Source organism: Acetobacter syzygii (assembly GCF_000964225.1).
In the GTDB taxonomy this organism is placed as follows: domain Bacteria; phylum Pseudomonadota; class Alphaproteobacteria; order Acetobacterales; family Acetobacteraceae; genus Acetobacter; species Acetobacter syzygii.
In genome coordinates this window covers 55387-80646 of sequence record NZ_BAMZ01000010.1, presented here as the reverse complement: position 1 = coordinate 80646, position 25260 = coordinate 55387, and the positions used below count along the sequence as shown (strand labels likewise).

The following is a 25260-nucleotide window of genomic DNA, read 5'->3' as shown; positions in this document are numbered from 1 at the left end:
GCGTTACCGATATCGTGTAACGAAAGAGTATCCATGCGCCGGTTTCTGCTTTTCCTCGGTTGCGGTCTAACTGCCCTTACAGCCGGGTCTGCCCATGCGGGCACATTACCCGACAATGTGGGGCGCGGGAGCTGCCCGGTCAGTAAAAAAACTGATGTTGCCGCCACCATGCGCGACGGGGTTGTGCTGCGGGCAGATGTGTACACCCCCAAAACGCAGGAAAAAGTCCCGGTCATTCTTATGCGCACCCAGTACGGAAAGAGTGCAGCACAAACAGACCCTTCGCGCTTCCAGTCCCCCGGCTGGTTTGCATCGCACTGCTATATTGTGGTGGTGCAGGATATTCGTGGGCAGGGGAAATCTGATGGTGTTTTCTACGAATATCGCAATGACCGGAATGATGGATACGATACGGTAGAATGGGCCGCACGCCTGCCCGGTTCCACGGGCAAGGTAGGCATGTATGGTTCCTCCTATGTGGGAGCAACGCAATGGCTGGCAGCAACCGCCACACCACCATCGCTTGCCACCATTGTGCCTTCCAACACCGCATCGGATTATGGCGATGGCTGGACCTATGAGGATGGCGCCTTCCGCCTGGCTTTTATTGAACCATGGATGATGGAAGATATTGCCTCCTCCGCAGCCGAAAACCGGGGAGACAAAAAGCTGGCGGCAGAACTTGCCGCGCAGGGGCACAATGCAGCCGCACTTATGCGGCAACTCCCATACGCTACATTTACCCCCTTTACGGTCAACGGTAAAAATGTTGCTCCGTATTTTTACGATGCCATCAACCACCCCACATCCGATGCTTACTGGCAGGCGTTTGACATTAAGTCCCGTTATCCAAAAGTAACGGTGCCTGTACTGGCATTTGACGGATGGTATGATTCCTTCCTGAGTGGCGCTTTGGAAAACTTTAATGGCATGCAAACCCAGGGTGGGTCCGCCATGGCCCGTGCCAACCAGCGCATTGTTATTGGTCCGTGGGACCATATTGGCTGGGGCCGACCGGATTCCAGCGAAAGCCCGCGGCTTAAGGCTCTGGGGCCAGTTGCCAACAGCCCGGTTAACGAACTGATGCTGCTATGGTTTGACCATTTTTTAAAAGGCCAGAACAACGGAGTGCAAACCGGCCCACAGGTGGATTACTTTACCATGGGCGAAAACCGCTGGCACACCGCAAGCTCCTGGCCACTGGCTGGCACACAATACCAGAAATGGTATTTGGGTAGCGGTCGCAGCGCTTCCTCCGTTATGGGGGATGGCAGCCTTACGCCCAACACACAGGACAAACACGCCCGCGCCAAAACCGACAGTTTTGTCTATGACCCACACAACCCCGTGCCCAGCGTAGGTGGCCATTCCTGCTGCGAATGGAGCTTTGGGCCACAAGGGCAGTATGATCAGTCTCAGGTTGAACAACGGCCCGATATACTGGTTTATACCAGCAAACCACTGGAAGCCCCGCTGGCGATTACTGGCCCCATTACAGTTGACCTGTTTGCCGCATCCACCGCCACAGATACCGATTTTACAGCCAAACTGGTGGATGTTGCCCCCGATGGCACAGCCATTAACCTGAACAACGGTATTCAGGTCGCACGCTTCCGCAATTCGCTTTCCACCCCTGAACTGATTACGCCCGGTGCCGTCTATGAATACCGGATCAAGGTCTGGCCAACCAGCAACCTGTTTTTAAAAGGTCACAGTATCCGGCTGGAAATTTCGTCCAGTGATTATCCGCAGTTTGCACCCAACCCCAACACGGGCGAAGCATTTGGCCAATCCACGCGGATGCTTGCAGCCACACAAACCATTCTCCATGACCGCCAACATCCTTCTGCCCTTATTTTGCCGGTTATCCCTGTAGCGCAAGGGGTGGACCATCCTCCTGCGCTGTAGAACCATGTGCCTGTAAGGTGGGATGGAGCAGCTTCTCCACCACCTCGGCAGCAACAAGGGCTGCAATCACCTCGGGGCGTTTATCACGAACGCCCCGATCCCCTATGGGGCAGATCAGCTTTTCCAGCTGATGTGGCAGAACGCCCACCTCGCGCAAGGATTTTTCAAACCGCAAGCGTTTGGTCAGCGAACCGATCAGCCCGACATAAACCAAACCGGGCTGCTGGAGTGCTGCTTCCACAATCAGGGCATCCAGTGTGTGCGAGGGCGTCAGCACCAAAACCCCTGCCCCCTGTGGTGCGGTTTCCAGCACGTTTTCCCACCCTGCCGTCACACGCACATCCACGCCATCGGGCACAGGCCCAAACTCATGTGCACGCGGGTCCACCCACACAAGGTGGAGCGGCAAAGGTGCCAGCGCACGGGCCAGCGCACGCCCGACATGCCCGGCCCCGAACAAAAACAGGCTTGGACGCCCGGCATGTTCCACGGCCAACTGGCGCTCCAGTTCCTGACATAATGGCGGGGTCAGAACCTCCAGCCGCACAGCCACACGTCCACCGCAACACTGGCTGACGTTGGCGCCACCCAGCACAACCTGCTGTTCGCAAACCTGCTCGCCCGAGACCAGCATGGCACGGGCATACTCCTCACACGCCAGTTCCAGCGCGCCCCCCCCAACCGTACCGGCCTGCACGTGCTGGCCTACCAGCATAAACGCACCCTGCTCCCGCGGGGTGGACCCCCGGGTCAAGGTCACCCGCGCCACGACAAGCGTCTGCTGTGTCTGCCACCATTGGTGCAGCAGGTCTTTAAGACTAAGCCTGTTCATCCTTTACCCCGCCATGCTGGCGCAGCCGCTCGGCCACACGCAAAATCTGTTCGGGTGTTGCCGGGGCGTTCAGCCGCGGGCATGTTCGGTACTCATCCAGACTGGCCAATGCGTCAGAAATACCATGCAGCACAGCCAGACCATGCACAAAAGGTGGTTCGCCAACCGCCTTGGACCGAAAGATCGTATCCTCCCTGTTGGGAGCATTTTGCAAAAGTCTGACGTTAAAAATACGGGGACGGTCAGAGCAGGCAGGGATTTTGTAGGTGCTGGGGGTATGGGTGCGCAAACGGCCTGCGGCATCCCAGAAGAGTTCCTCCATGGTCAGCCAGCCAGCTCCCTGCACAAAGCCTCCCTCAATCTGGCCAATATCAATATCCGGGTTAAGGGACTGCCCCGCATCATGCAGGATATCCACCCGCTCTATGCGGTTTTCCCCTGTTAGCAGGTCCACCGCCACCTCCGCACAGGCAGCACCGTAAGCAAAGTAATAGAACGGTCGCCCACGCCCGGTTGCTGCATCCCACGAAATTTTGGGAGTTTTGTAAAAACCTGTGGAGGACAGGGAAACACGCGCCATATACGCCGCATTGACCAGTGTGGCAAAAGGCACCAGCGCCTCCCCCACACCAACACCTGCCGCAATAAAGCGCACCTGCTCTGGGGGAACCTGCCAGTGCGTTGCGGCAAAAGCGACCAGACGGTCCTTGATTGTTCTTACCGCCGCCAGCACGGCCATGCCGTTCAGATCCGCACCACTGGAAGCCGCCGTTGCGGACGTATTCGGGACTTTGCCTGTGGTTGTGGCGGTAATACGCACCCGGTCCTGCGGCAATCCGAATTCCCGCATGGCAATCTGCACCATTTTGGTGTGCAGCCCCTGCCCCATTTCCGTGCCACCATGGTTCACCTGCACGGAGCCATCCGTGTAAACATGCACCAATGCCCCCGCCTGATTAAAATGTGTGGCGGTAAAAGAAATACCAAACTTGACAGGCGTTAACGCAATACCCCGCCGCATATGGGGGCTTGTTCTGTTAAAGGCCCTTATTTGCTCACGGCGTTTACGGTAATCACAGTCCTCCGCCAGTTGGGTCATGACCTCCCCGGCAATGGAATCCTCCACGGTCATATGGTACGGCGTTACATTCCGCTCGGTTGTGCCATATACATTGCGCAACCTGACATCCAGCGGGTCCAGCCCTGTTGCAAAGGCTATTTCCTCCATAATCCGTTCTGCTGCTGCCGCCCCCTGCGGGCCACCAAACCCCCGGAATGCAGTATTGGACTGCGTGTTGGTCCGCAGGGGCATGGAGCGCAGGCGCACATCTGGGTAGTAATAGGCGTTATCCGCGTGGAACATGGCGCGATCAGTCACCGGGCCAGACAGATCGGCCGACCACCCACACCGGGCGGCCAGCTCCATATCCACCCCCAGAACCTGACCCTGCTTATCAAAACCAACGCTGTAATCGATAACAAAGTCATGGCGTTTACCTGTGACCAGCATATCGTCATCCCGGTCAAGGCGTAGTTTGGCGGGGCGGCCAGTATGGGTGGCGGCAAGGGCTGCCAGGCAGGCGACTATGTTGGCCTGTGTTTCCTTCCCCCCAAAACCGCCGCCCATGCGCCGCACTTCCACGGTTACAAGGTTATTGGGGCAGTCCAGAACATGCGCCACCATGTGCTGGGTTTCCGTTGGATGCTGGGTGGAGGAGCAGACGCGCATCTCCCCATCTTCCCCCGGCCATGCCAGGGCTGCCTGCCCTTCCAGATAAAAATGCTCCTGCCCGCCCACAACCAGCTGGCCTGCCAGTTTGCATGGTGCCTGCGCCAGAGCCTGCTGCGCGTTGCCACGCGTCATTTCCAGTGAACGGCAGACCAGAGCACTCCCCTGCGCACGGGCCTGCTCTACGGTCAGCACTGCTGGCAAATCCTCGTATTCCACCTGCGCCAGTACGGCGGCGTGGCGGGCGGCGTGGCGTGTTTGTGCAACAACCGCAAAGAGCGGCTGGCCACAAAAAAACACTTCATCCTCAGCCAGCAGCGGCTCATCCCCCGCACCTACCGGGCTGATCTGGTTGTGGCCGGGAATATCTTTGGCGGTCAGCACACAGATAACACCGGGGTAAGCGGCAACCGCGTCCAGCCCCATGTGTTTGATCCGCGCATGGGCTTTGCTGCTCAAGCCAAGGGCAACATGCACAGCCCCTGCGGGAAGAGGCATATCATCCACATAGCGCGCGCCCCCCGCCACGTGCAGATGTGCGCTTTCGTGCCGCAAGGAAGAGGATGCACCGCCAACGACAGCGGGTTCTCCCCCCTGTTGCACACTGGCGGGCTGTGTGCCTGCAAGGTCCGGCTGAGCGGGCGTCTGGTGCCCAGCGGTGCGGTGCGGGTCAACCATGTGCAAGCTCCTGCCAGTTCTGCAATGTGGGGGCACCGGATGGGGCATGGCGGGCATCGGGGTCAAACAGGCGGGCCAGAAGGTTGGCCGCAACGGTTGTGCGGTACCATGCACTGGCACGCATGTCCGATAGTGGAGTAAAATCCTCCTTTACCGCAGCCTGCGCGGCACGCAGGGTGGCTTGTGTTCTTTTTTGCCCCAGCAAGGCTGCCTCGGCCTTTTTGGCACGGCAGGGAATACCCGCCATGCCACCGTAAGCCAGGCGGGCCTCTTGTATGGTGCCATCCTCGGCCATAACCAGCCTAAAAGCTCCAAGCACGGCGGAAATATCCTGATCGAAGCGTTTGGACACCTTGTAAACCCCACACACGCTACCCGGTGCCTGAGGGGGAATACACACGCCCTCTATGAACTCACCGGGGCGAATATCCTGCTTGCCATACGCCAGAAAGAACGCCTCAAGCGGAATAACCCGGCGCTCCTGTGCGCAGCGCAAATGCAGCTCTGCCCCAGCAGCAATAAAAATGGGCGGACCATCGCCAATGGGCGAACCATTTCCAATATTCCCGCATACTGTGGCAGCATTACGCACCTGCGTGGAGCCAATGCGCCGCAACGCATCTGCCGCTGCGGGTAAATGGCTAACCAGAAAAGGCATGGCCTGAGTATAGGTTACGGCGGCTCCAATCCACAGCGCTCCATCGGGGCGTGTTTCAATCTGGTGGAGTTCCTGCACGGACCTTACGGCGATAATATGGGGGAGCTGGCGCAACCTTTTGGTAATCCACAGCCCTACATCCGTCCCCCCTGCGACCAGCACGGCGGCAGGGTCCTGTGCATAGGCGGCGGCAAGTGCATCCGTACTGGCGGGGAGCGTTACCCGACCTGCGGGGCTACGCAGTTCCACCGTTGCTCCATCCTGCAAATGATGCAGGCGGGTTATGAACTCCTGCATCCGTGCGTGAATGGGCTCGCCATTACTGGCACAATAGGTAGCGGCTTTCTTCATTGCGCGGACAATGGGAGCATAACCCGTGCAGCGGCACAGATTACCTGCCAGAGCCTCGTTTATAATGCGCTCCTCATCCAGCGTACCCTCCAGAGCGGCAAGATCCACCTGGGTGGACAACGCAACCATGGACATAACAAACCCCGGCGTGCAGAACCCACATTGCGAGCCATGTTCGTCCACCATGGCCTGCTGCACCGGGTGCAACTGGCCATTGGCCCCGCGCAGGTCCTCCACGGTTAAAAGCTGCGCACCATCCAGCATCCAGACAAGCTGGATACAGGCATTAACCGCACACCAGACCACACGCCCCTGCTCCAGCCGACCGACCAGAACCGTGCAGGCTCCGCAATCGCCTTCGTTACAGCCTTCCTTGGTCCCTGTGCGGCCCTGCTGCTCGCGCAGCCAGTCCAACAGGGTTAAGTCTGGCGGCAGGTCAGACAGACGGTGGAGCGTATCTCCCACATAAAAGCGGATGTGCTGGCGCATACATGCCCTCCGGGCTTACGTTTTTGTGCTGAATGGGCACCGATCATGCGAATACGGGAGGGTTACTCGGGCTGGGTATGCCCGGTCTGCCCCCCCACCACGGGGGACTGGCCCTGCGTGCTCACCACATTCCAGACCGGGGTTTCCAGTATTACCGCATCCTGTTCGACTGGTTGCTGCGTGGAACACAGATTGCCAAAGTTGAATACCAGATGCAGCAGAATGGCAGACATGGCCCCCAGCGTAATACCGCTGCCAAAAATAACCTGCATCCATGCTGGAAAATGATCAGCAATATGCGGCTGGGCTGTTGCCAGCATACTCAGACCAATGCTGGTGCCAACAATAACCGTGTTGTTCAGGTTATCAAAATCCACCTTAACCAGTGTTTGAATCCCCACCACAGCCACTGCGGCAAACATGGCCAGAGCTGCTCCCCCCAACACAGGCAGGGGTACGCTTGCAATAATGGCAGCCAGTTTGGGCAGGCAGCCAAGCCCCATCATAATAAACGCGGCTGCCACCACCACCCAGCGGCTGGTTACACGTGTAAGCCGCACAAGGCCCACGTTCTCGGCAATACAGGTGTAGGGGAAGGAGTTGAGCACACCGCCAATCATGGTTGCCAGACCATCTGCCCTGATCGCCCGCGTAATATCTTCGGATGTAATGTTCTTTTTGACTATGGAGCCAGTCGCAAACACATCGCCCGTGGTCTCCAGCATGGTAATGATCATCACCACCAGCATGGACAACACCGGCACCACATGGAATGTGGGCATACCAAAGTAAAAAGGCTGCGCAACCGTAACCCATGGGGCGGACAGCACACCACTGAAGCTGGCATCCCCCAAAAACCACGCCGTTAATGTGCCAGCTACCAGCCCGAACAACACGGCAATACTGGCAACAAACCCCTTGAACATACGCTGGATGAACAAAATACAGACCAATGTGCCCAGACCATAGGCCACATTGCGCATGTTAACCGGATTTTGCATAACCCCGGTGCCATGGCCGTTAACAATATCGTTCGCAGCGACGGGCAACAACGCAAGGCCAATGACCAGAATAACAGACCCCGTTACTACGGGTGGAAAAAACTTGACCAGCCTGCCAAACCACGGTGCCGCCAGAAAGGTGAACACCCCGCCAGCAATCACCGCGCCAAAAATCTGTGGCAACCCCTGCACGCCACCGCCAGCCGCAACACCTATGGCAATCATGGGTGTAACGGCCACAAAGGTGACCCCCTGCAACAAAGGCAGCTTGACCCCAATATAACGCCCAAGCCCCGCAGACTGGATGAAGGAGGCAATACCGCAGGTAAACAGATCAGCCTCGATCAGATGTTCCAGAGCCGCACGGGGCAGCCCCATGGCGCCTGCCAGCAGAACCGGCACAATAACGGCGGCAGCGTAAAAGGTAAGCACATGTTGCAGACCGTAGAACCCGAGCTTCCAGACCGGAAGAACCTGATCTACGGGATGAACGGTGTGTGGCTTGTCGCTGGCTGGTTGCACGCGTCAGCTCCCCCTGTAGGTCGAATAGGCATATGGGGCGACCAGCAGGGGCACATGAACATGCCCGCTGCCGCCAAGACCAAAATGAATAGGCACGACATCCAAAAAAGGTGGTTCAGCCAGCGGCGTGCCCTGCTGGCAAAAATACGCCGCCACCTCAAACTCAAGCCGGTATGCTCCAGCCGTCAGCTCCAGTGCCCGCAGGTCCGGGCAGCGACCATCCGCATCTGTCTGTCCGGCAAACACAAGCCCCTGCGGGCCAAACAGGCGGAACACCACCCCCGCAGCAGGGCGGCCAGAGACCGTGTTGAGAACGTGGGTGGAAAGGGAACTCATACCATCACCTTATCGTGCAAACGGAATGCGGCTATTGCGTCAATCTGGGTCAGGGCTTCGGCCAGTTCTGCCTCGGGCGTACTGGCAAGCCGCTGCGCCATGGCTTGAGCAATAACCTGTTTGGCCTGCCCCCCAACCTTGCGCACACAAATGACAAACGGCATGCCAAACTTCTGGTGGTAGGCATCATTCAATGCACGGAAATGCGCATATTCCTCCGGTGTCAGCCGGTTTAACCCCGCCCCGCCCTGCTCCTGCGCGGATGCCTCGGTCAGGCCGGGATCAACACCAAGGCGGTGCCCAAGTTCGGGGTGGGCCCGCACAAGGGCTATCTGCTCGGCAGGATCTGCGCTGTGCATCGCTGCGGAAAATGCCTCACACATCCGATCAACATCCGCAAATGGCCTGCTCTGGGCGGCTTTGAGCGCAACCCATGGAGAGTGCTCATAAACCCCACCAAACTCGGCCACAAAGTCGGTAACCGACATGGCATTAACGTCTGCCAGAGTTCTGCTCATGCGGGGTGCACCTCCAGCCAGTGGCGGGCAATATCGGCCCGGGTGGCAACCCATGCATCCGCATGTTTTTGCACATGCTCCAAAAAGCGGGCCACGGTCAGAGCACGCGCGGGTTTGCCTGCCAGACGGCAATGCAGGCCAATGGACATCATACGCCCGCCTTCACGGTAGAGCATATCAAAAGTATCGCGCAGATAGCGGTAGAACTGCTCCCCCTCGGTAAAACCGTTGAGGGCGGCAAATTTCATGTCATTCACATCCAGCGTATAGGGCACAATCAACTGTGGTTTGCCGTAACGCCGGTCGTAATAGGGCAGGTCATCCGCGTAGGAATCCGCATCGTATAAAAAGCAGCCTTCCTCTACCACCAGACGGGCCGTGTTGGGGCTGGTACGGCCCTGATACCAGCCCAGAGGCGCGGCTCCCGTAACCTGTGTGTGCAGGGCTATGGCCTCGCGCATGTGGGCGCGCTCCACCTCCTCGGGAATCGTCTGATAATCAATCCAGCGCAGGCCATGGGTTGCAATCTCCCACCCGCTGGCCTGCATAGCCGCAACCGCTGCGGGGTTGCGGGCCAGAGCCATGGCAACACCAAAAACTGTAACTGGCAGACCAGCTTTTGCAAACAGCCGGTGCAGCCGCCAGAACCCGGCGCGGCTCCCATACTCGTACAGGCTTTCCATTTGCATACAGCGCGCACCCACCAGCGCGCTGGTGCCGACCATCTCGGACAAAAAAGCCTCAGACCCGCGATCCCCGTGCAGGATGCAGTTTTCCGCCCCTTCTTCGTAGTTAATGACGAACTGCACGGCAATACGCGCACCACCGGGCCAGTGTGCCTCTGGCGGGGTGGCGCCATAACCAATCATGTCACGCGGGTAGGTCTGGTTCATTGTTATCCCGTTTTACGCTTGTTTCAGGCCTGTTGCGGTGGATCAAAGCTGATCAGCTCGTCCACGTTATAGTCCAGCAGGCTTTGCAGGTGCAGTGCGCCATCCTGCACGAACAGGCTGCGCCCGATGCAGGTTGTCAGTTTTTCCACCCCAAAGCGCATTCCGCTAATGGATGCACCGGAAAGCCCCATGCTTGGCATGGCCGAAAACGTAAAGTTGTAAATACACGCAAGCATAGGGGCCAGTGGGTCAGCCTTGTCCAGCGGCTGGAACTGGAATGCGGGGCTAAGGTATGGGTGGCTGCCCAGCAGGGTGCTCTGCTCCTCCGCCGGAGGGGCAAACCGGTCTTTCCACAAGGCAATGCGGTTGGCCACACGCGCCAGTTCCGGCCGCTGGGCAAGATCAATTACAAACCCGGTGCCAATAATCAGGAAGTCAAACACCATCTCGCCCTGTGGGGTGGTTACAACCACGGCCCCGTTTTCCTCCCGCACGGACTGCCACGGTGTACCGGGGTGATAGGCAAAATTCGGGTGCTTGCGGCAACGCCAGAACGTATCCTGCGGGGGAGGCTGGTTCAGGTCGTAAATCTTGTGCATGAACCGCCAGCGCAAAAGATCTGGCAGATCGGACAGATAGCTGAGAAAGCCCGCATTTTCCATCCAGCGATAAGGGTTAACGGTGGGGATCTGCTTGCGGCGCAGGCACAGGTCCACGCTGGCGGCACCGTGTTCGAGTGCGGTTGCCGCATTATCAAACGCGGAAGCACCCGCTCCAAGCACCCCAATGCGTTTGCCACGAAGCGCCTCAAAATCAATCTGCTCGCAGGTATGGGCATAGCGGCTTTTTGGCAGAACCTTGGTAACAAAGTCCGGCACATGCCATGCACCGCCGCCTTCAATCCCTGTAGCCAGCACAACGCGGCGCGCCCACACAACATGCTCGGCCCCACCTGCACCCGCAAATGTAAGCCTGAGCAGACCATCCTCCCATGCAATGTCGGCCAGACGATGTTCGTTCTTAACGGGCAGTTCCAGCACATCCCGCAGCCAGTCCAGGTAGTCCTGCCAGTCCTGACGGGATATTTTATCCAGCGTGCGCCATGCCTCCACCCCGTATCTGGCTTCGTACCAGGATTGGGGGGTTAAGCTGGGAATACCAAGGTCTGGCCCGGTAACATGTTTGGGGGTACGCAGGGTGAGCATACGGGCAAAGGTAATCCACGGCCCTTCCGCCCCTTTGGGGGCCATGTCAAAAATACATGTGTTGGTAATGCCGCGCCGACGCAGCCCAAAACACGTAGCAAGACCACCCTGCCCGCCGCCAATAATGGCAACATCCAGCACATTTTTACCATCGTGCGTATGGGGTATGCACCAGTTACCCGAAGCAAACTGGATTTTGGCAAGATCGTCCCGGACGCGTCTGTTAAGCTGTTCCATACCTGTCTATCAGTCCACATTATGCACATCGGGAATCCTGTGTGGTTCCTGATCGCGCCAAATAAAATCAGACTTACTGTTTCACACACGTATCGTTCTTGTATATGACTTAATTCAGCATGACGCGTTCGCAAAAAGAGAGCAAAAGCTGATGCCCGTTTTCTCCCGCTTCCTGCGCTATTTTATGGCCGTAGCCCAGCATGGTTCCATTAGAAAAGCCTCGGACGAGCTGCACATTGCCGCCTCCGCCATAGACCGACAGGTGTTGCAGGGGGAAAAAATTCTCGGCACCCAGCTTTTTGAGCGCCTGCCATCTGGCCTGCGCCTGACAACTGCGGGGGAACTGCTCCTGACCTCCTGCCGTCGCTGGTCACGGGACCTGAACGCCCTGCAAACACAGCTTGATAACCTTAAAGGGCTGCGGCAGGGGGCCACGGATATTCTTATCCCCGATGCGCTGACCAAAGGGTTTTTACCCACCCTTCTGGGCCGGCTCCGCCAGACACACCCCGGCATTATGGTCAGTGTGCATGTGCGCAAAAGCCACGATATGGGCGAACTGCTGGTTAAGGGACATGCGGATTTTGCGCTTATGTTCAACCCCGGCCACATGCGTGAGCTGAGTGTGCGGACGCATAAGGAAATTCCCCTCGGCTTTGTCTGCCTTCCCTCGCACGAGATTGCCGGGCTTGAGGAAGCACGCTTCAGCCTTGCGGCGGAATACCCGATGATCGTCCCTGCCCCGCCACTGGCCCTATGGCGCCCCATTGGCGTGCTGGAAGCGGAAACAGGGGTAAAAGTCGCAACCGTGGCCAAAGCGGACAATATCCAGATGATCAAATCCATGGTGCTCGAAGGGGCCGGTGTTGGTATTCTGAGTTATCTGGATGCGTATGATGAGGTGCAGAAAGGCCAGCTTGCCTTTACCCCCATTACCAACCGCAAGCTGCCCCCGCTTACACTCGCGTTGTGCGTGGACCGCTCGCGCCAGCTCTCCACTGCGGCGCGGTTTATTATTACCGAAATTGAAAACTTTTTTGCCGAACAGTTCTAACTGCCGGAAAGCCCCATAATACCATGCCCGACCTCCATGACCGCCGCGCCATCCGCGGCAGCTACGTAACCTTCTGCGCCAACCCGTTTGACGTGCCAACACAAGATGCGCTGGTGCTGGAAGAAGACGGGCTGATTATTATGGAGCATGGGCACATTACGCACTGTGGTGCTTATTCCGCCCTGCATGGCCTGCTGGGGGACAATACACCCGTAACCCATTACAAAGACTGCCTGATTAGCGCCGGTTTTATAGACGCGCATGTGCATTACCCCCAGATTTCGGCCATTGCATCGTGGGGGGAGCAGCTCCTGCCCTGGCTGGAGCAGTATATTTTTCCTACCGAGGCGGAATTTGCCAACATAAACGTGGCCCGCCAGACTGCACGCCTGTTTTTGGCCGAACTGCTGCGCAATGGCACCACAACTGCCGCAGTCTATTGCACGGTACACCCCCAGTCGGTCGATGCGTTTTTTGAAGAATCTGCCCGCCTTGGCACACGCATGATTGCGGGCAAGGTACTTATGGACCGCAACTGCCCCCCTGATCTGCAAGATACCGCCCAAAGCGGGTACGACCAGTCTGCCGCCCTGATCAAACGCTGGCATGGCAGGGAGCGCCAGCTTTATGCGGTTACTCCCCGCTTTGCCATAACCAGCACGCCAGAACAGCTTGAACTGGCAGGCGATCTGCTGCACGGCACGCCCGGCCTGTTCATGCAGACCCATCTGGCTGAAAATCTGGACGAAATGGCAGCCGTGCGCAGCCTGTTCCCCAACAATACATCCTACCTGGATGTGTACGCAAAAGCCGGGCTGGACGGGCCGCGCGCCATATTTGGCCATGCCATCCACATGAGCGAGCACGACTTTGCGCATTGCCACCACTCCGGCTGCACACTCGCCCACTGCCCCACATCCAACCTGTTCCTCGGGAGTGGGGCCTTCCGCCTATTTGATGCGCTCAACCCCGACCGCCCTGTGCATGTTGCACTGGGGACAGATATTGGAGCAGGCACATCGCTCTCGCTGCTGGCCACAATGGGGGAAGCCTACAAGGTGTCTCTGATGGCGGGGGATACGCGCCTTTCTGCCGCGCAGGCACTCTGGCTGGCAACAGCGGGGGCTGCGCGCGCCCTGCATCTGCACGACCAGATCGGCCATATTGCACCGGGCATGGAGGCCGACCTGTGTGTAATGGACCCCAATGCCACACCACTTATGGCCCAGCGTAACGCACGCTGCACCAGCCTGAGCGAACGCCTGTTTACCCTGATGGTGCTAGGCGATGACCGAGCCATCCGTGCAACATGGGTCAATGGTAAAATGGCATATGAAAAAAATGTTGATCCTGCATAAATTTTTCATACAGGCAGGAGGCACGCGCCTCCTGCCCTGCCAGTTTACCTGCGTGCTTTGCTATTTGCGTGATAACAGAATATTGCCGCGACTACGGGCTTTTTTACTGTAACCAGCCTGTTTCAGCCTGCCCATAAGGTCTGAATGCCAACAATCGCGCTCGGAATACTCCATGATAATATATCCGGGTAACAAGCTTTCGTGCGCCTTATCCAGAAAAGGCAGCAACGCCCGATCCTCATATCCTTCTATATCAATTTTCAACATATCAATGTGCTTCACACCAGCATCAGCCAGAATATCCAGTAATGGCCTGATACTGACCGTCTCACCTTCCCCCTGCCCCATTCTGCCACTGCCATAATCCAGATTGGTTTGTACCAAGGTGCCGTTTTCCTCCTTCTCCCCTACGGCCGCCTCCACCAGATATGCTTCAATGTTGTTAAATGCCAAGTTGGCTGAAAGACGTTTGAACAAAGCGGGCTGTGGTTCAATAGCGACAAGTCTGGCTTTTCTGGTGGCCGAAAACAGGGAAAAGAAGCCCATGTTGGCACCAATATCCACAAAAACGCCACCAACAGGCAGATATTTGGCGACCCAGCGCCACTCTTTGGCATTGTAACACGTGCCACAGACGGCTGACTTGGCATCCGTCTGATTATCCTTGGGGTAAAACCGGACCCTGAACCCAAACAGATATGAATCAACAGGACCTTTGCAGTCCCGCTTGAACCGCTCGATAAAGGGGCGTCGAAGGCTCATATATCCAAAGGGTGTGCCAAAAAATACCTTGCGTATCCATTGCTGTATTCTGGTTGGGGGGTAGGTGCCAAATGGTTGTTCGTTTACGTTTTGTTCCTTAATTGGCACAACCAGAGGTGGTGGTTTCGCCACATTTTGAAGCATCATTATTCACCATGTTTCATCGTCCTGCCAAGGACGTGTTTGATCAGCCGACACCTCCTGGCGTCGGGCGGTTGGCAGCGTGTGAAACAAGGTGAACTCACGCCCTGCCTATTTCCAGAACAGCAAACAGGAATCTCTGTTCACCGCTGAACCATAGGTCCGGGTATTATATTCGGCAGGCCACCCGACATAGGGACCGCCTTGTTTCAAACGTGCTGCCAAGCACGCTGGCATGATAGCACATGCCAGCGTGCACTGCCATAAATAAACATAACGCAATGATTTATAATAATAATTCTAAAATTTCTATTAATTGCCAATTTGCGATAATAACACTTCCAACACAATGTTCGGGCCTGTGCATAAGGCCGTCATTACTCCTGCAAATGTCTTACGCAGGTCCACTCCGCTGCTCCATTCAGAACCTTTGTGCGCCGCGGCATCAAAACGCCGCCACACATCCATCGCTCCGTGGGTCTGCCGCGCCTTCAAACAGGCCATTGGCGTGGCGTACTACTGCACCTGCATGGCCCATCATGCTGGTAAAGGGGGCTACGCGCTCCACCTCATGCCCGGCCTGCTCCAGCCGCGCCATAACGCCTGCATCAAACCGGCTTTCCAGCTTGAGCGAATGGCTGTTGCTCCCCCATGTTCGCCCCAGCAGCCAGCGGGGGGCGGTTACGGCCTGCTGCACGGGCACGCCAAACAGGGCATACCGTGTAAACACGGCCGCCTGCGTTTGCGGCTGCCCTTCCCCCCCCATGGTGCCGTAAACCATGACCCGCCCATCATCAAAACGGGCAAGGGCGGGGTTAAGGGTATGGAAAGGCTTGCGGCCGGGCACAAAGGCGTTCCACGCCCCTTCCTCCAATTGGAAGGAGGCCCCCCGGTTCTGCCACAGCACCCCTGTCTGGGGTAAAAACACGCCAGACCCGAATTCAAAATACAGGCTCTGGATCATACTGACCGCCACACCAGCAGAATCCACGGCTCCCATCCATGTGGTATCCCCCATCTGGGATGGGGCAGGCCACGGCATGGCACGGTGCGGATCTATTTGTGCAGCCATGGCATGAAAGCGGACATCATCATCCAAAAAGGCCTGTGCATCTTCCGTCATCCAACGGGGGTCACCCACATGTGCATTACGGAAGAGAAAAGCGTGTTTGGTCGCTTCCACCAGAGCATGAACATAGGCAAAGCCATCCACCTCCTGCACATTGAGCTGTTCAAACAGTTTGAGAATAGCCAGAGAGGCAACACCCTGTGTGGGTGGGGGCGTATTGTACACCGTTGCCCCACCCGCACGCACATGCAGTGCCGCAGGCGTTGCAACCGTATGGTGGGCAAAATCCTCCGCACGGAGCGGACTACCCGCGCGGCTGAGGTCCGCCACAAGTTTGCGCCCGACCTCGCCTGCATAAAAACTGTCCAGCCCATGCCGCACCAGACTTTGCAAGGTTTCGGCCAGTGCCGGGTTTTTGCGAATATCCCCGGCACAGGGCAACACTCCGTGTGGTGCATAAGCGGCGGCAAAGTCGGCATTACCCAACAGCTCTGCCTGTTTTTCTGCCAGCAGGGAGGCTTCACTCCGGGTCAGTGCGTAACCATTCCGGGCATACCATATGGCATCTTCCAACACGGCTTCCAGTGGCAAACCGGGTTGTAAGGTGGCGCTGCGCTGCAAGGCAGCCTGCCAGCCCGAAACCGCACCCGCCATGGTATTGGCAGCCCAGCCACCACGCCACGGCACACTTTTGTGCCCGGCCTGCGTATAGTCGTGCGCACTGGCGTGCAGCGCCGCAGCCCCACAGGCTTCCAGCACTTCCGTTCGCCCATCGGGGTATGAAACAAGCCAGAATGCATCCCCCCCCATGCCGGTCATGTGGGGATAAACCGCACACAGCGTGGCAGCCATAGCGGTAACGGCTTCCAGCGCTGTGCCGCCTTTTTTTAAAATGGCCAAACCACTCTGGCTGGCCAGATGATGCGGGGATGTCACCATCCCACGGGTGGACTGAAAACTGTGCAGCATGGTCTGGGCGGCTCCGGTTTGTCATCTGGCCTTGTCTATGCTCCAACGATACCGCGCTTTTGCCTGATCCCCCATAAGCAAAAAAAGCACCACCCCATTGCCAAAGACCGAGAGGTGGCAAAAAACAATTCCGCTCCGCCACATGGCGACCACCTGACAACCGACCTGAAATCTGCCAACCCTACTCTCAGAACTGCTCCCACCTGATTATATGAGCCCCCCATGCCCCTCCCCTCGACCGACCAGCACGCAGTACAAGGCCCTGCCGTTTATCTGGCTGGCCCAGACGTGTTCCGCCAGAATGGCCGGGAGCATGGTGCGCATCTGGTGACTGACTGCGCACTTGCAGGGCTGAACGGGCTTTACCCCCTGGATACCCAGCTGGACCCGCAGGCATACGCCACCCCACAGGCTTTTGCCGCCGCCATTGCCCACGCCAACATGGACCTGATTGCGCGCAGTCAGGCAGTTATTGCCAACCTGTCCCCTTTCCGCGGCCCCAATGTAGATGACGGCACCGCCTTTGAAATTGGCTATGCCCACGCACGCGGCCTGCCCATATTTGGCTATGTCTGCACAAATGCACCCACGGCCCCATACCGCGACCGGGTCAAAGACTGCGGTGGAACACTGACGCGCATAACCGTGGACCACCGCCCGACATGGGTTGATGAGCACGGGCTTGTGGTGGAAGAGTTTGGCCTGCCGGTTAACCTGATGATTGCAACAGTTCTTTACGGTTCTGGTACAATTTTTTCCTCCGCTCATGCGGCCATTACCGCAGCGGCGGAACATCTGCTGGCCCCCAAAAAGGCTTAAACCCGCCTCCTCCCACACGATCGGAGCGGTTTTGAACGTTTTGCCCATAGGGGTAGCGCGTGCATCCCAAACTCCCCTATGCTATGGGGCTTATCCGCCAGTTGAAACACAATTAGGAATACGCAGCTTGAAACGTAGAGACCTGTTTGCGGCCTCTCTGGCAGCCGGGATCGTGGGCGCTACGCGCCGTGGCTGGGCATCCGTGCCCGAAGCCTCCGCAGCCCTTGGACGCACGGCCCTGCATGGCACCATTCCCCGCCTTGTTCCCATTCGGGCCCATGCAGACCAGATTACGGACATCAAGGTCTGTTTACGGCCCTTCCGCCCTGCTGGCCCCCGGCTGGAAGTGGAGCATGTGGCGGGCAAAACCGTTGTGCACAATTACGGCCATGGCGGCAGTGGGTGGTCGCTCTCCTGGGGGTCGGCGCATATGGCTGTTGGGCACGCAGCAGCAACGCTGGAACGCAAGGTGGCAGTTATTGGTTGTGGCATTATTGGCCTGACCTCCGCCCTGACCGCACAGCGCGCCGGATTTGACGTCACCATTTACACCCGCGATCTGCTCCCCCACACCCGTTCCGTGCGCGCCAACGGAAGCTGGACTCCGGATTCCCGCATTGCGCTCACCCAGCAGGCCGGACCGGGGTTTGCCAAAACATGGGAGCAGATGGCCCGTTACTCCTGGCAGACTTACCGCGACTATCTGGGCCTGCCGGGCAACCCGATCGACTTCAGGGATAACTACACCTTATCCGATACGCCACTGGACGCCGCCGACCACGCACCAGAACAGGTGGACCCGGCCAAAGGCTCATTTGCAACAACGGGTGCCCCCCAAAATAGTGCCGAGTTTGCAATATACGCTAGCCAGATCAGCGACATTATTCCAGCAGCGGAACTGCTGGCCGGGGCGGATAACCCCTTCCCCGTGGCATATGCCCGGCGTACCCCGCTGATGATTTATAATTTTGGCGCTTATGGTCATCTGCTGCTCTCGGAATTCTATCAGGCGGGGGGGCGTATTGTTATCCGCGAGTTCCATAGCCCATCCGATCTGGCGGACCTGCCGGAGCGGGTGGTTATCAACTGCCCCGGTTATGCGGCACGTGACCTGTGGAATGATAAATCCCTTATTCCCGTCCGGGGCCAGACAAGCTGGCTCCCTCCCCAGCCTGATGCCCTATACGCGGTGGAATACCGGGGTGCAGCCATGATCTCCAAATCCGATGGCGTAATGATTCAGGGCTATGACATGAACGGACTGGGAGAAATGGATGGCGTGGGCAACAGCTTTGAACATCCCGACCGTGCGGAGGCGGAAAAAGCCATTGCCATTATTGGGGATCTTTTTGCCCGCTTTCAGCCACGTAACGGGTAAGGGCGGTATGATGACGTTTTTCCTCTCCCCCCTCCCGCACCTGCGTGCGGCCACAGCCCTTATGGTCTGCACACTGGCGGGCCTTGCCCCAGCCAGTGCGGCATGGGCAGCGCCATACACTGCCACCCATGCCAGCAATCGGGGGAATAATGGGCCGTCTGTCACGTTTTCGGCAGAGCAGGTCACCCACGGCGCGCAAATTTACGCCGGGGCCTGTGCCATGTGCCACGGTGCTGACCTTGAAGGCGGGCACGATGTGCCAGATCTGGGCAATTACTTCATGGCGCGCTGGGCCAACACGCCGCTGGACCGGCTGGCAGGGTACATTACCCACGCCATGCCCCTTATGGCCCCCGGCACCCTGCCCCCGCAGGACACGGCAGCGCTTGTAGCCTTTGTGCTGCACCACAACGGTGTAACCGCCACCAGCAATACTCCCCTCCCCATGGAAGAGGCCCGGCAGGCCAAAATCCGTATTCCCGCGCCACAAGCGCTTGCGGCTGCCCCAGCCAGCAAACCCTGAGGGGTATAACACTGGCCCGCAGCATTATTCCTGCGGGCCAGCCAGTTCCACGGCACTTTGGCAGCGGACGAAGGAATCTTTGTCCCTAAAAATAAACAGCACATAATAATCCAGCGCCCGCCCGCGCCTGCGGGTGGTGTGGGTATAAAATGGGTACACGTTCTGCGGTGGACCATACCCACCCGGTAGCGGCTCCGATGCCAGAACCGTATTAACCCTGAACAACGGCACATAAACATGCACAGGTCCGGGGTTACGGCGCACATGCCACAGATGCCTGCGGAACTTGCGCAGCCTGTCTGGCAGAATGAACACCATATTTTCTTCAATAAAGCGTTCATCGGGCTGGGGGCTGCGCACGTAGCGCGCATCCTCCGGCAGATCGCAAAAAAAATTATAACCCTGAATAATCATGTCCTGCTTCTAATCCCCCCATGCGGGAAGGAACAGTCCCGCCCCGGCTTTACCCGCCCGTTCGCATAAAAAAAGAAACCCGTTGTGCCTGCGCGCCAAACCGCCATACTGCACAGGTTTGCAACCAAGATGAGGAGCCACTCCATGGCCCTGCCACGCATGTGTTCTTTTCTGGCTCCCGGCGCTGCGCTCGCCCTTGTGGCGGGGTGTGCCACGCAACCTCAGCCCATTGCCGCAACCGGCAATGATACCAGCGTGTACGAGGCACGCGGGAACGAGCCATTCTGGAACTTTAGCATGGCAGCAGGCACGCTGGCGCTGACCACACCGGATGGCCCCCGCCTGACGCGCACAGTCAGCCATGCCTACACCCGCGGCCACACCCGTTATTACGATGCCCCGGATATGACCGTAACAATGACCCCCACCCCCTGCCAGGACAGCATGAGCGGGCAGCAATTTACAGAAACCGTGAACATTACTGCTCAGGGCCGCACGCTCAAAGGGTGCGGCGGCAACCTTGTACCCCCGACACAGCTCAATGCCACACGCTGGATTGCCACGGAACTGGATGGCCATAAGCTGAAGAATGGCAACTTTCTGCCCGACAGCCATGACAGTGCTACGGATGAAAACCCAAACCCCGCAGCAGACATGTTTACTCCCACGCTGGATATTAACGAGAGTGGAAAAATATCCGGTTCGGATGGCTGCAACCGCTACGCTGGCGGGCTGGTCTTTGGTAGCAATGGCACGGTCAGCCGCGCACCACAGGCGGGCATAAGCACACTTATGGCCTGCCCCGGCGCGCATGACCACGTTGCCAGCGTCTTTAACGGCCTGCTGAAAGATGTGCAGTCCTGGCGTATTGAAGGTGGCACCCTTGTCCTGCAAACAAAAAATGGGAAAACCTTAAATCTGCGGCAAACTTTTTAAAAAATAATGCACCATAAACATCCATTGCGCGGGGTTTATGGTGCATCCTGCGGCTTGCATAAAATATGCACAGGGCGGTTCCAGCACCAGAATGGTTTGGAAAACTGCCCTGCCCCTGACCAACTGAAGATTTGTGCAAATCGCAGCCGGTGAGTGTTAATGAAAAATTTACGGTTTTGTGCAACAAGCATGAGCGTATTTTATGCATACCTTACGCAAAAGGACTCAGGCTATCACCATGGTGCGCCTTGTTTTTAAAACTCTTTCTGTTTCAGCCCCCATTCTCTAAAGCCCTACCATGCCCAATACCCATCTTTCAGGGCCTTTTATTCTGACCAAAGCCAGATTTTATGATAAATTTGTAGAACTGACCCACGATCAAAGCCAAAAATTCCGCACAATTATTCACAGCATCAATCATGAGGAACTTCTGGCCATCACGCTGCGGGCCTTTAAAGGGGCACAACTGCGCGTTGCCAGTATTCTCAGTGTTGCAAAGCGCTTTGCCGATCTGAACGGCACACTCCCATTTGAGGTCAGCGCCTGCCTGTATAAAAACTTTCTCAAAGCGACTGCGCGCGATACGGGCATTTACACCAAAATTACTTTTGCCGAATATCTTTATTACTCAATTCATTACGAAAACTGCAAAGAGACCTATAACGCAGAAACACTTATTCCCACCATTTACAACCCGGCCCAGCCATTTGGCCGTGTTCTGGGTGGGCACATTGCGCTGGAAATTGTTTTGCTCACAATCTGTCAGGCCAACGCCCGACGCCTGAATGAAACCGAATGGCTGGACACATCGCCCGATATGGACTGCCATACGCATATTATGCACATTCTCCTTCGCAACCAGCTCCTTACTTTTGAGGATGTACAGGAAGAATTCGAGCGGATTATGCTGTACGTCAGTGGTTTTGTGCTGGATACGGTCAGAACCCTGTCCAGCAGGCAGGCATCAGCACCACCACCTGACCAGACCCATTAAGCAAAAAAGAGGCACCTTTGCGCCATGCAAAAGTGCCTCCACACACCTGCTACCCTATATCGGGCATATAAAAAATTTTACAGATGTTCCTCACCCTGTGCGGGAGCGGCCTGCTGCGGTTGGGCTGGCACCGCCTGCGGGCCTGACTGCTGAGCAGACTGCTGGCCCGGCTGAGGCGTGGTGCTGCCGGGTGTTGTGGAATGCTCCACATCATAAGCCGTGGCTTTTTGCTCGTAGGTACCTTTTGCGCCGGGGTGTTCCTGATCGTACAGTTTGGCCTTCTGTTTGGCTTCCTTGCGGTATTCGTGCCTGCGGTACATGCCCGTTATGCACCCTGCGGTGGCACCCAGCACGGCATGGTGGTTGGCCAGATGCCCCCCAACAGCACCTGCTGCACCATACTTAAGGCACCCACCCGGTTCGGCCTGAACAACGGTTGCTCCCACCGTTACGGCCATAAAGCCTGCCAGTCCCAGTGTTGTCACGCGGTGCAGTGTCATACGCTTGTCTCTTTTCTCTTCCAGACCGGCCCAATGTTTTACGGGCCTGTTCCCTGTATGGCTGTATCTGGTGTCAGCATTATGGTTTTTAAAGCCTTGGCATTATTGTGCCCATGGCCGTGCGACCAATACCGCCAGATACTCAGCGGTCCTTTTTTTCCTTAAGCAGATCGGGTCCACGCAGGGCAGAGCGCGAGCAGGTTGCCGCCTGCTGGTCATGATTAAGGGATTTAAGGTCAAACATCTGGTGGGGACCAATCCTGAGCTGGCCTGCTCCACCCCATGCGTAATCCGGGTCGTTCTGAATAGCGGGCCATTCCGCCAGTTTGCGGCCCAGCGCACGCACCGTCGTATCGGTTACCAGATGGTGATGGTAACAATAGTACATCAACCCACCCACATTGGCGGCATTGGTATTTTCCACGGTGGGAATACCATCATAATCCAGAATCCCGGGGGTAGCCGTTGCCACGGTCATGGGAGCCGGACCGGGTTTGACCTTGAGAATACGCAGCGCAGGATGCGCCCCTTCCCGCTCGGCCGCCATGGCCGGAGGTAGAATGCCAGCAATGGCACACAGGCCCAGCGCCAGACACACAGGACGGAATCCCACCATTCTTATCGTTTCCTTGCTCAGTTCGTGCAGCAAAATACGGAAAAAAACCACCACGCGGCAAGGGCTGACCGTTGTGGCGCACCTGCCGGACCATGGCAGGCTCCCCCATGCTGGGTGGAGTTTACACAGTTTTGCGCCATAGGGCAGTATGCAGCTGCACACCCGCACACCCCATACCCACAAATCTTTCCCTCCAGCCCCCGAGCACCATGCCAGATACCCCTGCCATCACAACCCCCATACCCACCTCGGCCCGCCGCATTCTGGTACTTGGCATTCTGGCAGGGCATATTGATGCACTCAGCTTTGCCCATCTGGGCGGCCTGTTTGCCAGCGCCATGACCGGCAACACCACCCACCTCTCTGCCTCTCTCGCACATGGGAACTGGCACCACGCAGCGTTACTGGCCTGCGTACTGGCCATTTTTTTTGGCACGGCCTTCTGTGCAAGCCTTGCCCGCCTGCGCTGGGGTGCCGCCAGAGGCATTGAGCTTATGGTGTTCATGCTCCTTGTGGTGCAGGTCACGCAGTTCTCCAGTTTTGCGCGCAGTGCCGAACTGATACTGCTCCCAGCCCTGATGGCTGTGCAGGGGGAAAGTATTGCCCGTTTTTCGGGCAACGCCATCCAGACTGTGGTGATCACCAGCAACATGCTCAAATGTGCATCTGCTCTGGCGGCCGCTTTTGCCTTACGCTGCAAAGCTGGCAAGGCCGAACCACCGCCACCTGGCGCCATTGTGTTGCCCGCACTGGCCTGGGGCGGATTTGCCTGTGGAGCCGTACTGGGCGCACTGGCCCTGCTATGGGGCGCACCCCTGCCTTTTTTATGGCCTCTGCCATGGCTGGCCATTCTCTATATTGACATTACCCCTGCAAGGACCAGAGACTGAAGGGCATGTCTGTCTGCCCTCTTCCCGGTTTTTTCGCCCCATTTGCCCGCCTTATGCCGTGCCTGACCATAAGTGCTCTTCTTGCTCTTGGGGGGTGTGGCTATTACTCATCCCGCGTTGCACACAAGGGCCAACTGGCCGTTCTGGGCATGACCAGCGAGGACCTGCAAGCCTGCGTAGGTGTCCCTGACAAAACCCAGACCATTAACGAACACGTCCAGATCTACCAGTATGCGCGGGGCATCAACATCCCCGCCACCAACGATTCGACGTTGATTCCCCTGCAAACGCTGGTCAACCTGACCCAAACGACCCTTGGTGGAGCCGGGTCAAGCTGTGTTGCCTCCATCCGGCTGGTGGATGGCAAGGTCACAGACATGCATTACAGCGGGGATAATGACCAGATGATTGGCACCGATGGCGTATGCGCAACCATTGTCAAAGGGTGCCTGAACACCCCGGTGCCTTCGGGGCATAATGTATCGGGCACCATTTTTGGCCCTGTTTCTGCCTTCCATACGCCTGATATTGCGCGTTTTTCCAAAGAGCAGAACATTCACCTGCCATCGGAGCCAGCAACCCCCACCACAACACCACCCCCCACTGCGCCCACAACGCAGCAGAGCACACCCTGAACCGCCTCTGGCATGACCTAGCCCGAAAACGCCACAACGCCATGCAACAGATAGCTGTTGACCCCTAAAACCAAAGGAGTAGTGTGACGCTGTCAGATTTGTGAATGAATCCGGCAGGGTCTGTAACAGTAGGCATTCCGCGCCAAAACGCCAGCAGCTCCTGCCTTACAGGCTACAAAAGGGTTTTTTGGAATGGGCATTTATCTGTGCGTAACGCTTCTGGGTCTTGACCTGATCGCTTACCTGCTGGGTGGCAACACTGCAGCTCTGGGCATTGCGGTTGTGGCTTTCCTTGTTCCGGTCGTCATCATGAGCGGATACACGCTGACCCACATTGAAAAAGACGGCACCCCCGACGCTCATCACTGAGCCTTTACGGGTTAACCGTTAAAAAAAAGCCGCCAGATCATATGATCTGGCGGCTTTTTTACTGGGTATTCCTTAATGCAGGATAAGTGCTCGAAAGACTTCCACCAGTAAGGGTTGCAGCACATACTGTATGCCCAGCAGCACCACCATGGGGCTAAAGTCCACACCGCCGGGTGTAGGCAGAATACGCCGGACCGGGGCCAGAACCGGCTCGGTCAACCGCTCCAGAAACATCCCGATTTTCCAGACAAGCTGGTTGCGGCTGTCCAGTATGCCAAACGCATACAGATTAACAAAAATGCAAGATACCAGAAGAATCCAACAGTAAATTTCCAGTATCCGCGTCAGCACCATGAAGAGCAAAAACACGATAAAAAACCAGCTCCTTACAAACAGCCCGAAGGCCAACCACCTTATGGTTATACGCCTTACAATACAACTTGACAGAAAATTGGTAAGCCCTATAAACCTCTCGC

25 protein-coding genes are annotated in these 25260 nt (G+C 57.2%); 11 read left to right on the top strand and 14 right to left on the bottom strand.

The genetic code is table 11. From position 1 onward, the window contains the following. Window positions 1-33: 33 nt before the first annotated feature. Window positions 34-1908: a CocE/NonD family hydrolase gene (locus tag Absy_RS05145; protein WP_048853664.1), complete on the top strand. Its 1875-nt coding sequence runs from the start codon at window positions 34-36 to the stop codon at window positions 1906-1908. Here the strand turns inward: Absy_RS05145 and xdhC are convergent. From xdhC to Absy_RS05105, 8 genes are all read right to left on the bottom strand, one after another. After that, the gene (gene xdhC, locus Absy_RS05140; protein WP_048853663.1) at window positions 1865-2740 is read right to left on the bottom strand and encodes a xanthine dehydrogenase accessory protein XdhC; all 876 of its coding nucleotides are present in this window, start codon (window positions 2738-2740) and stop codon (window positions 1865-1867) included. The genes Absy_RS05145 and xdhC overlap by 44 nt on opposite strands. After that, window positions 2727-5147: a xanthine dehydrogenase molybdopterin binding subunit gene (gene xdhB / locus Absy_RS05135; protein WP_084596906.1), complete on the bottom strand. Its 2421-nt coding sequence runs from the start codon at window positions 5145-5147 to the stop codon at window positions 2727-2729. The genes xdhC and xdhB overlap by 14 nt, the downstream gene beginning before the upstream one ends. After that, window positions 5140-6645, bottom strand: a complete 1506-nt coding sequence (xdhA, locus tag Absy_RS05130; protein ID WP_048853662.1) for a xanthine dehydrogenase small subunit — start codon at window positions 6643-6645, stop codon at window positions 5140-5142. The genes xdhB and xdhA overlap by 8 nt, the downstream gene beginning before the upstream one ends. A gap of 62 nt (window positions 6646-6707) precedes the next feature. After that, a complete protein-coding gene (locus tag Absy_RS05125) occupies window positions 6708-8168 on the bottom strand; it encodes a nucleobase:cation symporter-2 family protein (protein WP_048853661.1) in 1461 nt (486 codons plus the stop codon). Window positions 8169-8171: 3 nt separating this feature from the next. Continuing rightward, complete coding sequence (gene uraH, locus Absy_RS05120) at window positions 8172-8504, bottom strand: hydroxyisourate hydrolase (protein ID WP_048853660.1); 333 nt, start codon at window positions 8502-8504, stop codon at window positions 8172-8174. After that, complete coding sequence (uraD, locus tag Absy_RS05115; protein WP_048853659.1) at window positions 8501-9022, bottom strand: 2-oxo-4-hydroxy-4-carboxy-5-ureidoimidazoline decarboxylase; 522 nt, start codon at window positions 9020-9022, stop codon at window positions 8501-8503. Before uraD ends, uraH begins: the two co-directional genes overlap by 4 nt. Further along, window positions 9019-9915 carry an allantoinase PuuE gene (puuE, locus tag Absy_RS05110; RefSeq protein ID WP_048853658.1) on the bottom strand — a complete coding sequence of 299 codons (897 nt, stop codon included), beginning with the start codon at window positions 9913-9915 and terminating at the stop codon, window positions 9019-9021. The genes uraD and puuE overlap by 4 nt, the downstream gene beginning before the upstream one ends. Window positions 9916-9938: 23 nt before the next feature. Continuing rightward, entirely contained in the window at window positions 9939-11357 is a 1419-nt protein-coding gene (locus Absy_RS05105; protein ID WP_048853657.1) for an NAD(P)-binding domain-containing protein, read from the bottom strand. A 151-nt stretch (window positions 11358-11508) separates the two neighbouring features. Here Absy_RS05105 and Absy_RS05100 point away from each other — a divergent pair, with 151 nt between their 5' ends. Together Absy_RS05100 and guaD are read left to right on the top strand one after the other, a co-directional pair. Beyond that, window positions 11509-12411, top strand: a complete 903-nt coding sequence (locus Absy_RS05100) for a LysR family transcriptional regulator (RefSeq protein WP_048853656.1) — start codon at window positions 11509-11511, stop codon at window positions 12409-12411. Between the two features lie 23 nt (window positions 12412-12434). Further along, window positions 12435-13769 (top strand): guanine deaminase, encoded by a 1335-nt coding sequence (gene guaD / locus Absy_RS05095; protein ID WP_048853655.1) that lies wholly within the window; start codon window positions 12435-12437, stop codon window positions 13767-13769. 60 nt (window positions 13770-13829) lie between these two features. Here the strand turns inward: guaD and Absy_RS05090 are convergent, their stop codons facing one another. Both Absy_RS05090 and Absy_RS05085 read right to left on the bottom strand, forming a co-directional pair. Then, window positions 13830-14531 carry an FkbM family methyltransferase gene (locus Absy_RS05090; RefSeq protein ID WP_245614742.1) on the bottom strand — a complete coding sequence of 234 codons (702 nt, stop codon included), beginning with the start codon at window positions 14529-14531 and terminating at the stop codon, window positions 13830-13832. A 586-nt stretch (window positions 14532-15117) separates the two neighbouring features. Then, window positions 15118-16710 (bottom strand): gamma-glutamyltransferase family protein, encoded by a 1593-nt coding sequence (locus tag Absy_RS05085; protein WP_048853654.1) that lies wholly within the window; start codon window positions 16708-16710, stop codon window positions 15118-15120. A 222-nt stretch (window positions 16711-16932) separates the two neighbouring features. Here Absy_RS05085 and Absy_RS05080 point away from each other — a divergent pair, with 222 nt between their 5' ends. From Absy_RS05080 to Absy_RS05070, 3 genes are all read left to right on the top strand, one after another. Further along, on the top strand, window positions 16933-17529 hold the full coding sequence (locus Absy_RS05080) for a nucleoside 2-deoxyribosyltransferase (RefSeq protein ID WP_052945703.1): 597 nt from the start codon (window positions 16933-16935) through the stop codon (window positions 17527-17529). Between the two features lie 127 nt (window positions 17530-17656). Beyond that, window positions 17657-18907 carry an FAD-dependent oxidoreductase gene (locus Absy_RS05075; RefSeq protein WP_048853653.1) on the top strand — a complete coding sequence of 417 codons (1251 nt, stop codon included), beginning with the start codon at window positions 17657-17659 and terminating at the stop codon, window positions 18905-18907. Between the two features lie 7 nt (window positions 18908-18914). Then, window positions 18915-19430, top strand: coding sequence for a c-type cytochrome (locus tag Absy_RS05070; RefSeq protein WP_179287787.1), 516 nt, complete (start codon window positions 18915-18917; stop codon window positions 19428-19430). A 24-nt stretch (window positions 19431-19454) separates the two neighbouring features. Here Absy_RS05070 and Absy_RS05065 read toward each other — a convergent pair whose 3' ends face one another. Beyond that, window positions 19455-19844 carry a hypothetical protein gene (locus Absy_RS05065; protein ID WP_048853652.1) on the bottom strand — a complete coding sequence of 130 codons (390 nt, stop codon included), beginning with the start codon at window positions 19842-19844 and terminating at the stop codon, window positions 19455-19457. 144 nt (window positions 19845-19988) lie between these two features. Between Absy_RS05065 and Absy_RS05060 the strand changes: the two genes are divergently transcribed. Together Absy_RS05060 and Absy_RS05055 are read left to right on the top strand one after the other, a co-directional pair. Further along, a complete protein-coding gene (locus tag Absy_RS05060; RefSeq protein WP_245614740.1) occupies window positions 19989-20780 on the top strand; it encodes an META domain-containing protein in 792 nt (263 codons plus the stop codon). 298 nt (window positions 20781-21078) lie between these two features. Then, window positions 21079-21774: a hypothetical protein gene (locus Absy_RS05055; protein WP_048853651.1), complete on the top strand. Its 696-nt coding sequence runs from the start codon at window positions 21079-21081 to the stop codon at window positions 21772-21774. A gap of 77 nt (window positions 21775-21851) precedes the next feature. Here Absy_RS05055 and Absy_RS05050 read toward each other — a convergent pair whose 3' ends face one another. Together Absy_RS05050 and Absy_RS05045 are read right to left on the bottom strand one after the other, a co-directional pair. Next, the gene (locus Absy_RS05050; RefSeq protein WP_048853650.1) at window positions 21852-22274 is read right to left on the bottom strand and encodes a hypothetical protein; all 423 of its coding nucleotides are present in this window, start codon (window positions 22272-22274) and stop codon (window positions 21852-21854) included. Window positions 22275-22416: 142 nt separating this feature from the next. After that, window positions 22417-22890: a hypothetical protein gene (locus Absy_RS05045; protein ID WP_048853698.1), complete on the bottom strand. Its 474-nt coding sequence runs from the start codon at window positions 22888-22890 to the stop codon at window positions 22417-22419. Between the two features lie 209 nt (window positions 22891-23099). On the opposite strand from Absy_RS05045, the gene Absy_RS05040 reads away from it, so the two are divergent. From Absy_RS05040 to Absy_RS05030, 3 genes are all read left to right on the top strand, one after another. Continuing rightward, window positions 23100-23780 (top strand): YoaK family protein, encoded by a 681-nt coding sequence (locus tag Absy_RS05040; protein ID WP_048853697.1) that lies wholly within the window; start codon window positions 23100-23102, stop codon window positions 23778-23780. Window positions 23781-23785: 5 nt separating this feature from the next. Beyond that, window positions 23786-24415 (top strand): hypothetical protein, encoded by a 630-nt coding sequence (locus Absy_RS05035; protein WP_048853649.1) that lies wholly within the window; start codon window positions 23786-23788, stop codon window positions 24413-24415. A gap of 192 nt (window positions 24416-24607) precedes the next feature. After that, complete coding sequence (locus Absy_RS05030) at window positions 24608-24784, top strand: hypothetical protein (protein WP_173958177.1); 177 nt, start codon at window positions 24608-24610, stop codon at window positions 24782-24784. Between the two features lie 72 nt (window positions 24785-24856). On the opposite strand, the gene Absy_RS05025 is transcribed toward Absy_RS05030, so the two are convergent. Next, on the bottom strand, window positions 24857-25153 hold the full coding sequence (locus Absy_RS05025) for a YggT family protein (RefSeq protein WP_143221449.1): 297 nt from the start codon (window positions 25151-25153) through the stop codon (window positions 24857-24859). Window positions 25154-25260: the final 107 nt, after the last annotated feature.